Origin of the sequence: Buchnera aphidicola (Myzocallis carpini) (assembly GCF_964059025.1) — a bacterium.
Lineage (GTDB): Bacteria > Pseudomonadota > Gammaproteobacteria > Enterobacterales > Enterobacteriaceae > Buchnera_L > Buchnera_L aphidicola_AK.
Genome location: NZ_OZ060376.1, coordinates 307,045 through 319,598 on the forward strand (window position 1 = coordinate 307,045; position 12,554 = coordinate 319,598).

10 protein-coding genes and 5 tRNA genes are annotated in these 12,554 nt (G+C 23.3%); 9 read left to right on the forward strand and 6 right to left on the reverse strand.

The features are described from left to right. Window positions 1–122 precede the first annotated feature (122 nt). The gene (rplS, locus tag AB4W53_RS01395; protein ID WP_367671667.1) at window positions 123–470 is read left to right on the forward strand and encodes a 50S ribosomal protein L19; all 348 of its coding nucleotides are present in this window, start codon (window positions 123–125) and stop codon (window positions 468–470) included. Window positions 471–554: 84 nt separating this feature from the next. Here rplS and tldD read toward each other — a convergent pair whose 3' ends face one another. After that, window positions 555–2,003, reverse strand: coding sequence for a metalloprotease TldD (tldD, locus tag AB4W53_RS01400; RefSeq protein ID WP_367671668.1), 1,449 nt, complete (start codon window positions 2,001–2,003; stop codon window positions 555–557). A gap of 105 nt (window positions 2,004–2,108) precedes the next feature. Between tldD and aroQ the strand changes: the two genes are divergently transcribed. Continuing rightward, the gene (gene aroQ, locus AB4W53_RS01405; protein WP_367671669.1) at window positions 2,109–2,558 is read left to right on the forward strand and encodes a type II 3-dehydroquinate dehydratase; all 450 of its coding nucleotides are present in this window, start codon (window positions 2,109–2,111) and stop codon (window positions 2,556–2,558) included. 174 nt (window positions 2,559–2,732) lie between these two features. On the opposite strand, the gene AB4W53_RS01410 is transcribed toward aroQ, so the two are convergent. Continuing rightward, window positions 2,733–3,671 (reverse strand): RluA family pseudouridine synthase, encoded by a 939-nt coding sequence (locus tag AB4W53_RS01410; RefSeq protein ID WP_367671670.1) that lies wholly within the window; start codon window positions 3,669–3,671, stop codon window positions 2,733–2,735. A gap of 135 nt (window positions 3,672–3,806) precedes the next feature. Here AB4W53_RS01410 and alaS point away from each other — a divergent pair, with 135 nt between their 5' ends. The 4 genes from alaS to AB4W53_RS01430 all read left to right on the forward strand — a co-directional run bounded on the left by alaS (window position 3,807) and on the right by AB4W53_RS01430 (window position 7,137). Next, on the forward strand, window positions 3,807–6,422 hold the full coding sequence (alaS, locus tag AB4W53_RS01415; protein ID WP_367671671.1) for an alanine--tRNA ligase: 2,616 nt from the start codon (window positions 3,807–3,809) through the stop codon (window positions 6,420–6,422). Between the two features lie 155 nt (window positions 6,423–6,577). Beyond that, on the forward strand, window positions 6,578–6,784 hold the full coding sequence (gene csrA / locus AB4W53_RS01420; protein ID WP_367671673.1) for a carbon storage regulator CsrA: 207 nt from the start codon (window positions 6,578–6,580) through the stop codon (window positions 6,782–6,784). A gap of 183 nt (window positions 6,785–6,967) precedes the next feature. Next, window positions 6,968–7,055: transfer RNA gene (locus AB4W53_RS01425), tRNA-Ser, on the forward strand. An 8-nt stretch (window positions 7,056–7,063) separates the two neighbouring features. Next, window positions 7,064–7,137: transfer RNA gene (locus AB4W53_RS01430), tRNA-Arg, on the forward strand. A 193-nt stretch (window positions 7,138–7,330) separates the two neighbouring features. Here AB4W53_RS01430 and rpiA read toward each other — a convergent pair. From rpiA to AB4W53_RS01450, 4 genes are all read right to left on the reverse strand, one after another. Further along, on the reverse strand, window positions 7,331–7,987 hold the full coding sequence (rpiA, locus tag AB4W53_RS01435) for a ribose-5-phosphate isomerase RpiA (RefSeq protein WP_367671674.1): 657 nt from the start codon (window positions 7,985–7,987) through the stop codon (window positions 7,331–7,333). An 82-nt stretch (window positions 7,988–8,069) separates the two neighbouring features. Further along, window positions 8,070–8,140: transfer RNA gene (locus tag AB4W53_RS01440), tRNA-Gln, on the reverse strand. Window positions 8,141–8,154: 14 nt separating this feature from the next. Continuing rightward, window positions 8,155–8,236 (reverse strand) — tRNA-Leu (locus tag AB4W53_RS01445). Window positions 8,237–8,242: 6 nt separating this feature from the next. After that, window positions 8,243–8,316: transfer RNA gene (locus tag AB4W53_RS01450), tRNA-Met, on the reverse strand. A 148-nt stretch (window positions 8,317–8,464) separates the two neighbouring features. On the opposite strand from AB4W53_RS01450, the gene glnS reads away from it, so the two are divergent. The 3 genes from glnS to AB4W53_RS01465 all read left to right on the forward strand — a co-directional run bounded on the left by glnS (window position 8,465) and on the right by AB4W53_RS01465 (window position 12,552). After that, window positions 8,465–10,102 carry a glutamine--tRNA ligase gene (gene glnS, locus AB4W53_RS01455; protein WP_367671675.1) on the forward strand — a complete coding sequence of 546 codons (1,638 nt, stop codon included), beginning with the start codon at window positions 8,465–8,467 and terminating at the stop codon, window positions 10,100–10,102. Window positions 10,103–10,239: 137 nt separating this feature from the next. Continuing rightward, window positions 10,240–11,544, forward strand: a complete 1,305-nt coding sequence (eno, locus tag AB4W53_RS01460; protein ID WP_367671677.1) for a phosphopyruvate hydratase — start codon at window positions 10,240–10,242, stop codon at window positions 11,542–11,544. Window positions 11,545–11,664: 120 nt separating this feature from the next. Beyond that, the gene (locus AB4W53_RS01465; RefSeq protein WP_367671679.1) at window positions 11,665–12,552 is read left to right on the forward strand and encodes a 5'-3' exonuclease H3TH domain-containing protein; all 888 of its coding nucleotides are present in this window, start codon (window positions 11,665–11,667) and stop codon (window positions 12,550–12,552) included. Window positions 12,553–12,554: the final 2 nt, after the last annotated feature.

A 12,554-nucleotide genomic window follows, 5' to 3' on the forward strand; every position in this document is an offset into this window, starting at 1 on the left:
TAATTGATACTTATCAAAAAATTCATCAAATAATATTATAACCAAAAATATTATATTAAATTTTTATAATACGGTTATTTTAATTTTTTCATTAATATAATTCAAATTTAAGTAGTACTTATATGAAATGTACAATTATTCAAAAAATAGAAAATAAACAAATGAATTTTAATATACCAAAATTCAGGTCTGGAGATACTATAGAAGTTAAAGTATGGGTGGTAGAATCTTCTAAAAAAAGATTGCAATCCTTTGAAGGTGTAGTCATTGCCATTAAAAATAGAAAACTGCAATCATCGTTTACTGTACGAAAAATTTCTAATGGAGAGGGTATTGAACGTGTGTTTCAAACACATTCAAAAATTATCGAAAATATCTCAATTAAAAAAAAAGGTGCAGTCAGAAAAGCAAAATTATATTATTTAAGAAATAAAATAGGAAAATCTGCTAGAATTAAAGAAAGAATATAAATAATACTTTATAGATACTAAAGCAAATATTTTAATCAAATGCAGTCATATTTCTCTGACTGCAAAATTTTACTATGTAATTAATTATATGGTACCTCCAATCGTTAACGCATTAATTTTAATCGTTGGCTGACCTACTCCAACAGGAATGCTTTGATTATCTTTCATACACACACCAATACCTTCATCCATTTTAAAATCATTTCCAATCATAGAAATTTTTTTCATAACTTCAATTCCAGATCCTATTAATGTTGTTCCCTTAATAGGATACATAATCTTTCCATTTTTTAATAAAAATGCTTTTGAAGTTGAAAAAACAAATTTTCCAGAAGTAATATCAACCTGACCTCCTGAAAAATTTAATGCTAATATCCCGTATTCTATAGAATTAACAATCTCGTCAAATGAGTATTTTCCTGGTAATAAATATGTATTAGTCATTCTTGGTTTTGGTAAATGTGCATATGATTCTCGTCTTCCATTTCCAGTAGTTGGCATATGCATTAATTTAGATGTTAATCTATCTTGCATATATTTTTTTAAAATACCATTTTTTATTAAAATATTATATTGACTTAATATACCTTCATCATCTATAGAAATCGATCCCCTTCTATTTAACATAGTTCCATCATCAACAATAGTACATAATGAAGAAGCAACTTTTTTATTTAACTTGTTGTAAAATACTGAACTTTTTCGAAAATTAAAATCTCCTTCTAATCCATGTCCAACCGCTTCATGAATTAATACACCTGGCCAACCAGAACCTAAAACAACAGGAAAAGTTCCAGATGGTGCTTCTTTTGCAAATAGATTAAGTACTGCATTTTCAACAGCTTCTCGAGTCCAAAATTCTATATTTTTTACTCCATGATCATTTTTTTTATATAAAAATTCATAACCTATTCTACCACCTCCACCGCTATATCCTCTTTCCAAATTATTATGATCCTCTACTAATACTGAAATTGATAAATGAATTAATGGTCGAACATCCGCTGCTAATGTTCCATCTGTAGATGCTATTAATATTTTTTCATCTGTTCCAGTTAAAACAGCATTCACTTCTATAACACGAGAATCAAGTTTTCTAGCAAAACAATCAATATAATTCAAGATATCAATTTTTTTTTTTATCATTTCATTGTTGATAAGATCTATCATAGGATATATTGGTTTTAAACATACCGAAGATAATATATTGTTTTTTTTATATTGTATATCTTTTGAAAAACTACATGCAAGTTTAGCATTTTTCTTTAATTCATACAAAGAAATGCAATTAGAATATGAAAATCCTGTAGTTTCTTCAGAAAATACTCTTATTCCAAATCCTTGATCAAAATTGTATTTACCTTCTTTAATAATTTTATTTTCTAAAATAAAAGATTCGGAAACTTTTGATTGTAAATATATATCTGCATAATCTATTTTATGTGAAATACAATCATATAAAATAGAGTTTATATCTTTTTCTTGGATACCATTTTGCAGTAGTAATTGATTACTAACTAATTCATATAACATATATTATTCCATCAGTGTAACAAAATTTTATATTAAGATCTTTACAAAATATTCAAAGAAATTTATTATAAAATAATCTTCTTTGATTGCTCAATGGTATTCTCTATGAATTCTTTCAAAATATTATTATTAAACGGTCCAAATTTAAATTTATTAGGTACTCGGGAATCTAGTATATATGGAACAATAACATTAAAAGAATTATTAAATAAATTGTATAAAAAATCAAGTACAATGAATGCTAAAATAACACATGTACAATCTAACGCAGAACATATTTTAATTGAAGAAATTCACAAATCTATAAAATACGATTATATTATTATTAATCCAGCAGCTTTCACACATACTAGTATTGCATTAAGAGATGCTTTACTATCTGTAAAAACACCATTTATTGAAGTACATATTTCGAATATTTATGCAAGAGAAAAATTTAGGAAAAATTCCTGGATTTCTGACATTTCTAGCGGTGTAATTTCGGGATTTGGTACAGACGGTTATTTTTGGGCATTGAAAACTGCTATTACCAGACTTAAAAAAAATAAAAAATAAAAAAAATTTTATATATCAATATATACAAAAACTTTTGATCAAAAATGTATACATTTTTCTATAAAATTTAGGTATCACATATTTTATATTCATATTCTGGAATGCAATAAAATGATATATATCATGTTAATATATTTTTACAAAATATTATATACAATATATATTATTAAAATATTATAAATATTTTATAATATTAACCATATCCGATGGTATAGCAGCATAGCAACTAATAATAATATTAGTGATTGGATGTACAAACGTAATATAACTAGCATGTAGTGCTTGACGATGAAAAAATTTTACTTTATTTAAACAATCGATAGGTATTCTAGAAAAATCATTTCTTAAAAAATATACAGGATCTCCTAAAATAGGAAACCGAATATATAACATGTGTACTCTAATTTGATGTGTTCTACCCGTTTCTAACTTAATATTTAAGTGAGTATAATATCTAAATTTTTGTATAATTTTATAATATGTTATCGCAGATTTACCAACATCGTTTGTAGTCATATAAATTCTTTTTTTAGGATTTCTAATAATTGGAATATTAATTTTTCCTCCTGATACTAAATTTCCTAGTACAAATGCATCATATTTACGTATAATTTTTTTATCTTTCATTAATTTTTTTAATTTTAAATATACTGTAATATTTTTAGCAATAATCATTAATCCAGTAGTATTTTTATCTAATCTATGTACAATACCCGCTCTTGGTATACTGTGAAATGCAATATTCCGATATAATAATGCATTTAATAATGTTCCTTTGGGATTTCCATTTCCTGGATGAACAACTAATCCAAAAGATTTATTAATAATTAAAATATCTGAATCTTCATATACAATATTTAACGAAATATTTTCACCAACATGAATATTGTTTTTTTTATTTTTTACAAAAATTGTAATATGATCCCCTAAAAAAATATTTTTTTTAACCTTATCAGTATACAAATTATTTACTAAAATTTTTTTAGAAAGAATCATTTTTTTTAAAAATGAACGAGAATATTCAGGGAAAATACTTAATAAAATATAATCTAAACGATGTTTAGAACTATAAAAATGTAAAACAAGAAATGTAATTTTATTTTTAATATACATATATTAAAACAGTTTCATTTTTATTATTTATATAACAAATATATAATAAATATATAAAAAATACTATTAATTTTTTAAATACAAATGTCTTCTATAAATCAAAAAAATTCATATTGCAATTTAAAAGCAGGAAAAATGAAATATACAACCCATATCATTAAAAATATGTTTTTAAATTTCTTTAAAAATCACAAACATAAAATCATTAAAAGTAGTTCATTAATTCCTCAAGAAGATTCAAATTTATTATTTACAAACGCAGGAATGAATCAATTTCAAAATGTGTTTTTAGGGAAAATACAATATCCATTTTCACAAGTCGTTTCAATACAAAAATGTCTGCGTACAGGAGGAAAACACAATGATTTAAACCAAGTAGGATATAGTCCATACCATAATACTTTTTTTGAAATGTTGGGTAATTTTAGTTTCGGAAGTTATTTTAAAAAAGAAGCAATTTTATATGCTTGGAAACTATTAACACATCAAAATTGGTTTAACATTCCAAAGGAAAAATTATTAGTTACGGTATATTATAAAGATCAAGAATCATATAATATATGGAAAGATATAATTAAATTATCCAAAGAAAATATTATCCAAGTAAAAGATAAAAATAACCAAAAATATGAGTCTGACAATTTTTGGCAAATGAATGAAACAGGTCCCTGTGGACCATGTACTGAAATTTTTTTTAAAAAAAAAGAATGTAAAATATATGATTTAAATAACAAAAAACAATGTATAGAAATTTGGAATATCGTTTTTATACAATTTAATAAAATTAATAAAAATAATCTAGTTCCTTTAAAAACAGCATCAGTAGATACCGGTATGGGTTTAGAAAGAATTGCATCGGTATTACAAAATGTACACTCAAATTATAAAATCGATTCAATGATAAAAATTAAAAATTATATTTGTAAAATGCATAAATTAGATGCTATAAAAAATAACATATCAATTAACATTATTACAGACCATATTCGAGCAGCAGTATGTATTATTGGAGATCAGATATTACCCTCTAATGATAATCGAGGTTATATTTTAAGGAAAATCATTAGAAGAGCACTATTACATGGAAATAAATTAGGAATTAAAAAAATATTTTTTTATAAATTAGTTTCTATAACAATAAAATCGTTAAAAGATTTTAAAGAACAACTACAACAAAAAAAAATATATATTGAAAATATTTTAAAACAAGAAGAATTACAGTTTATTAAAACTCTAAAAAAAGGATTAGCATTATTACGATGCTATATTAAAAAACTCAAAAATAATCAATTAGATAGTAAAATTATTTTTTCTCTCTATGATACTATTGGATTTCCAATAGATTTAACTAAAAATATATGTTATGAAAATAATATTCAAGTTAATGAAAAAGAAATTAAAAATATTATTTTAGAACATAAAAAAAATCAAAAAAATAAAAATAATAATTGTAAATCTATTCATACTATTCATACTAATATAAAATCAAAATTTACTGGATACAAAAATTATAAAATTATTACTATTGTTAAAAAAATATTTGTTAATAATGAAGAATGTCAAAAAATTTCTAAAAATCAGTATGGAATTATTATTACTGCTAAAACACCATTTTTTGCAGAATCTGGAGGACAAATTGGAGATACTGGAATTATTTACAATCAAAAATCATTTTTTAAAGTTAATAATACTCAGAATTTTATAAACTCCATAGGACACATTGGTCAATTACAATCAGGAATGATTCAAATTCATGATATTGTTACTACCAAAATCAATTTAAAAAAAAGAATTTTAATAAAAAAAAATCATACAGCTACACATTTATTGCAGGCATCTCTACAAGAAGAACTACAATATAATATTGAACAAAAAGGTTCCTTTATTAATGAAAAATACTTACGATTTGATTTTTCATATCCCAATATCATCAACATAGAAAGTATTTTCAATATAGAAAATAAAATTAATAAAAAAATTCAAAATAATCTTATTATTCAAAATAAATGTTGTACATTTGAAAATGCAAAAAATCATGGTTATAAATTTTTAAAAAATAAATATTATCCCACTAATGTAAGAATATTAACAATAAGTAATTTTTCTAAAGAAATTTGTAAAGGAACACATGTAAATCGAACAGGAGAAATCGGGATATTTAAAATTATATCATGTAAAAATATTTCTTTTGGAATTAAAAGAATAGAAGCAAAAACTGGAACATACGCATTTAAACAGATATATGAAAAATATCAAATAATAGAAAATATTCAAAACACTTTACATACTGACCAAAATACGATAATTCCTAAGATTAAAAAATTACAAAAAAATTTTTTATACCTACAAAAACAAAACAATATATTAAATCAAAAAATAATATTAGTAGAAAAAAAGAAATTCATGAAAAAAATGATAAATATAAAAAATATTCATTTCTTATTTCTGCAAGTAGAAATTCAAGATTCAAAATTATTAAAAAATATTATAGACCATATCAAAAAAGAAATCACATCAGGGATTATAATTTTATTTTATAAAAAAAACAATAAATATATATTTATCGCTAGTATTACTTTAAATATAAAAAAAATTATAACAGCAATTCAAATTATTAATATTATTAAAAAAAATATCAATGGATATGGAGGCGGAAAAGAAGAATTAGCAGAATGTGCTGGAAAATACATTCATAATATTAAAAATATTATCAAAAATATTCAATCCCAGATAATATCTAAAATTTCATAAATTTTACTATAATATCTTTATATTATAAAATCATAAGTATTTTTATGAATTTAAAAAAATACAAATAAAAATTTATATAATCGCATTTACATTGCATATTTATAGTAAAATATTTGATATAGATGATCTGTTAGATATTCAGAAGGATAAAAAAGATGCTAATTTTAACACGTAGAGTAGGAGAAACACTAATTATTGGAAATGAAATTACTATAACAGTATTAGAAATTAAAGGAAATCAAGTTAGAATAGGTATTAATGCTCCTAAAAGAATTTCTATATATCGAGAAGAAATATATCAAAAAATTCAAAATGAAAATATCAAACATGTTAATTGTACAATCTCTCAAATTCATTATTAACATAGCATTTATTCAGCATATATAAATATGTATTATAGAAATATAAATTATTATATTATACATAATATTGAAATCAAAAAAATACTATCATCAGTAGTATTATTACTCATATAATATAAAATTCTATTTGACTTAATTTAATAAACAAGTAATATAAATTATAAGTATATTATAAAAAATATTGGTGAGATGGCCGAGTGGCTAAAGGCGTTCCCCTGCTAAGGGAATATACAGAATTTCTGTATCGAGGGTTCGAATCCCTCTTTCACCGAAAAATTTGCATCCGTAGCTCAGCTGGATAGAGCACTCAGCTACGAACTGAGAGGTCGGAGGTTCAAATCCTTCCGGATGTAGCAAAATTTATAAAATTTTTCAAAATTTGTGAAAATATTCAATATAATAAAAATTTCTAATAAAATAGCAATATACATTCTAATGAATAAAATAAAAAAATTTAAAAATAATGTATAAAAATAATTTTTAAAAATATTGTATATTGCACTAATCATCCAAAGAATTGAAAATACTATATCAGTATTATAAAATTTATTTAATAATTTTAATTCCATTCTTTGTTCCAATTAATGCCATATCTGCTTTTCTATTACAAAACAATCCAACAGTAACAACACCAGGAATAGAATTAATTCTATCTTCCATCACTTTTGGATGACGTAAATTTAAATGGTAAACGTCAATAATAATATTACCATGATCAGTAACCACTCCATTTCGGTACTTTGGAAAACCACCTAATTTCATTATTTCTCTCAACACATAAGAATAAGCATGAAAAATCACTTCAATAGGTAAGGGATATACACCTAATTGATCAACTACTTTAGATTCATCAACAATGCAAATAAATTTTTTTGCAATAGATGCAATAATCTTTTCTGTTGTTAAAGCTCCACCGCCACCTTTAATCATTTGAAGATTTGTATTAATTTCATCTGCACTATCAATATAAATTACCGGTTGAGTAATAGTATTAATATCAAAAACTTGAATACCATATTTTTGCAAAATCATAGTTGTGTCATATGAACTAGAAACAACACCAAGAATTTTTTTTTTACAACGAGCTAAAAATTTAATAAAATACAATATAGTAGAACCAGAACCAATGCCAATAATATATTTAAAAGAAAGATAATCTAAAACAGATTTTGCAACATTTTTTTTTAATTGATTTATTGACATATAAAATTTTTACAACATTCAACATATATCATGTAAAATATAAATATTTTATAAAAATATATTCATTAACAATCAAAAAATTCTGGGGTACCTGGATTCGAACCAGGGATGCCGGTATCAAAAACCGGTGCCTTGCCACTTGGCTATACCCCATATTCTTTACAATATACGGGAGACGAGACTTGAACTCGTATACCTAAAGGTGCCAGATCCTAAATCTGGTGCGTCTGCCTATTTCGCCACTCCCGCATTATTTAGCTACGAAGGGAATTGAACCCCTGACCCCAGCGTTATGAGTGCTGTGCTCTAACCAACTGAGCTACGTAGCCATATTTAAAATTATGCTGGTTAGCTATATTTTGTCAACATTTTTTTATTTTTAATATAAAATTTTTATATTTTATTAATATATGTTATTAATTTTATGAAAAATATAATAGAATATATTATATTATATATTATATAGTTTTTAAAAATATGAAATTCAATCAATCTAATAATAACTTTATTAATAAAATTATTATCCAAGATATTAAAAAAAAAAATATATCTATACGAACTCGATTTCCTCCAGATCCTAATGGATATTTGCATATTGGGCATGCAAAATCTATATGTTTAAATTTTGGAATTGCAAAACAATATAATGGTAAATGTAATTTACGTTTTGATGATACTAATCCAAATAACAACCATACTAAATACATTCAAGCAATTAAAAAAGATATTATATGGTTAGGATTTAACTGGTATAAAAAAATTCGATATACATCAATGTATTTTAAAGAAATATATCAGTATGCTATTGAATTAATTAAAAAAAATTTAGCATACGTAGAAAAATTAAAAAAATACGAAATCAGAAAATACCGAGGTACATTAAAAACAACTGGAATTAATAGTCCTTACCGCAATCAAAGTATTGAAGAAAATTTACTATTATTTGAAAATATGAAATTAGGGAATATACGAGAAGGAGACGCATGTTTAAGGGCAAAAATTAGTATGAAATCTCCATTAATCATCATGCGTGATCCTGTATTATATAGAATCAAATTTATTAAACATCACTATACTCAAAATACTTGGTGTATTTATCCAACTTATGATTTTGCACATTGTATATCAGACGCTCTTGAAAAAATTACACATTCATTATGTACATTAGAATTTCAAGACAATCGAAAACTATACAATTGGATTTTAAAAAATATTAGTATTGATAATCATCCTCAACAATATGAATACTCCAGATTAAATATTGAATATTCCATTCTTTCTAAAAGAAAAATTCAAAGTTTAATAAATAATAAAATTATTGATACATGGGATGATCCAAGAATATTAACGATTTCTGGGTTACGGAGAAAAGGATATACAGCAGAATCTATTAAAAATTTTTGTAAAAATATTGGAATTACAAAACAAAATAATTTAATTGAATTATCGACATTAGAATCATGCATAAAAAAAGAACTAAATCATACAGCACATAGAACTATGGCAATCCTAGATCCTATTAAAATTATATTATCTAATATTGATTCACAATATGTAGAAACTATAAAAGTATTAAACCATCCTAAAAATCATTTATTAGGATCTCGAAGGATAATTTTTACAAAAGAAATATATATTGAAAGATCTGATTTTCAAGAAAATCCAAGTAAAAAATATAATCGATTATCTTTAGGTAAAACAGTAAAATTAAAATACTCCTATACTATTACTGCACAATCTATTCAAAAAGACATTAATAATCACATTACTACAATATTTTGTAAATGTCACAAAAATAATCCAAATAATGATAATAAGTACGGCATTATTCATTGGATTTCTAAAAAAAATGCAATAAAATCCAAATTTATATTATATAATCCTATATTTATTATTAAAAATCCAGAAATAGAAAAAGATTTTCTAAAATATATTAATCAAAATTCTAAAATTACTAAAATTGGTTTTATTGACCTTACAATACCTAAAAATACCCAAATACATACTTACCAATTTGAAAGAATAGGGTATTTTCATTTAGATTCTAAACTGTCAAATAAAAAATATCTTGTATTTAATCAAATTGTTCCTTTAAAAACAATATGGAAAAAATAAAGTATTTATAATTTATATCATTCTTAATAAGAAATGATATTAATATGTTTTAATTAAAATTACCATATTTTATAAAAAATTAAAAAAATTATTAATAAAAATACATTCATAGTAAAAATATTTATAAGGAATAAAAAATGTATAAAATAAAAAAAATTATTGGTAGAGAAATAATTGATTCAAGAGGCTTTCCTACTGTAGAAGCAGAAGTACATTTACAAGATAATTCAATTGGAATTTTTTCTTGTCCTTCTGGAGCTTCTACTGGATCACAAGAAGCATTAGAATTCAGGGATAATGATCCATCACGGTTTTTAGGAAAAGGCGTTTCCAAAGCAATTAAGATGATTAATACAATATTATTTAATACGTTAAAAAATAAAAATGCAGAAAATCAAAAAGAAATTGACAATATTATGTTAGATTTAGATGGAACAAAAAATAAAAAAAAACTTGGAGCAAATACCATTTTATCAATTTCTATGGCAACAGCAAAAGCAGTAGCAATGAGTAAAAAAATTCCATTTTATGAATACATTGCAGAATTAAATAATACTCCAAAATGTTTTTCCATGCCACTTCCTATGATTAATATTCTAAATGGAGGTAGCCATTCAAATAATAATTTAGATATTCAAGAATTTATGATACAACCTATAAGCGCAAAAAACATAAAAGATGCGATTAGAATGGGATGTGAAATTTTTCATAATTTAGGTATTATTTTAAAAAATAAAAATATTAATACATCAGTAGGAGATGAAGGAGGATACGCACCTAATTTACCATCCAATGAATCTGCAATATTATTAATTCAAGAAGCAATACAAAAATCTAATTATCATTTAGGAAAAGATATTACATTAGCTATAGATTTTGCAGCATCTGAATTCTATAATAAAAATACGAAAAAATATTTTTTAAAAAGTGAAAATAAATATTTTACTTCTCGGGAATTTAACCATTTTATTGAACAATTATCATTAAAATATCCTATTACTTCTATTGAAGATGGTCAAAGTGAACTAGATTGGAATGGTTTTATATATCAAACTAATTTATTAGGTCATCGCATTCAAATTGTAGGAGACGATTTATTTGTTACGAATTCTGAAAAATTATATCAAGGAATCAAAAAAAAAATTGCTAATGCTATTTTAATTAAACTTAATCAAATAGGAACATTAACAGAAACTTTAAAAACTATTCAAATGGCTAAAAAATACAAATATGCTACAATAATATCACATCGTTCTGGAGAAACCGAAGATACTTCTATTGCTGATTTAGCTGTAGGTACACAATCAGGACAAATTAAAACAGGATCTATGAGTAGATCTGAAAGATTATCTAAATACAATAGACTCATTAGAATAGAAGAAGAATTAGGAACATTTTCTGCTCCTTTTAGGGGTATAAAAGAACTCAAAAAATATTTTTAATGAATAGAAATAAATTATATAATTCTATTATTCACATAAAAAGGGATATTAAAAATAATATCATATTTTAATAAATTAAAATATGATTGTATAAAATATTCAATATTTTAAATATTAATTATGAATAAAAAAAAAAATATCATTTTAATAGATGCATATTCTTATCTTTACCGAATATTTTATGCAAAATTAAAACAAAACAATATCAAAAAACAATCATTAAACATTGAATTGAGTTTATTAAACATTTTAAAAAAAATGATGATAGAATTCAATCCAAAAAAATTAATTATTGTTTTTGATACAAAAGGTAAAAACTTTCGAAATACAATATTTAAAAAATATAAAATAAATAGAATCAAAATGCCATATGCGCTACAATGTCAAATTCCTAAAATATTACAACTATTAACGAATGTCGGTATCCCTGTAATTAGTATGCCTAATTTTGAAGCCGATGACATCATCGGTACATTATCAAAAATTGCTGAAAAACATGGAGATCATGTACTTATTGGAACATGTGATAAAGATTTAGCTCAATTAGTCAATAAAAATATTTATATACTGAATAACATGACTAATACTATTTTAAAAGAACAAAATATCAAAATAAAATATGGAGTACCACCAAAATTAATTATTGACCTATTATCTTTAACAGGAGACACGGCTGACAATATTCCTGGAGTAAAAGGTATTGGAAAAAAAATTGCAATTGCATTGTTAATAAATATTGGAAATATTACCAAAATATACAATAATTTTGAAAAAATTCGTAAATTACCTTTACGAGGGACACAAAACATTATTAATAAATTAATAAATGGTAAAAAAATGGCATTTTTATCGTATAAATTAGCAAAAATTCAATGTGAAATTAATATTGTTAAAAAATATGAAGAACTAAATTTTTTCATCCCGAATCTAAAAAACATAAACAAAGAAATAAAATATAAAAAAATTATACAAGATATTCAAAATGTTATTTTGAATAATTCATCATAACA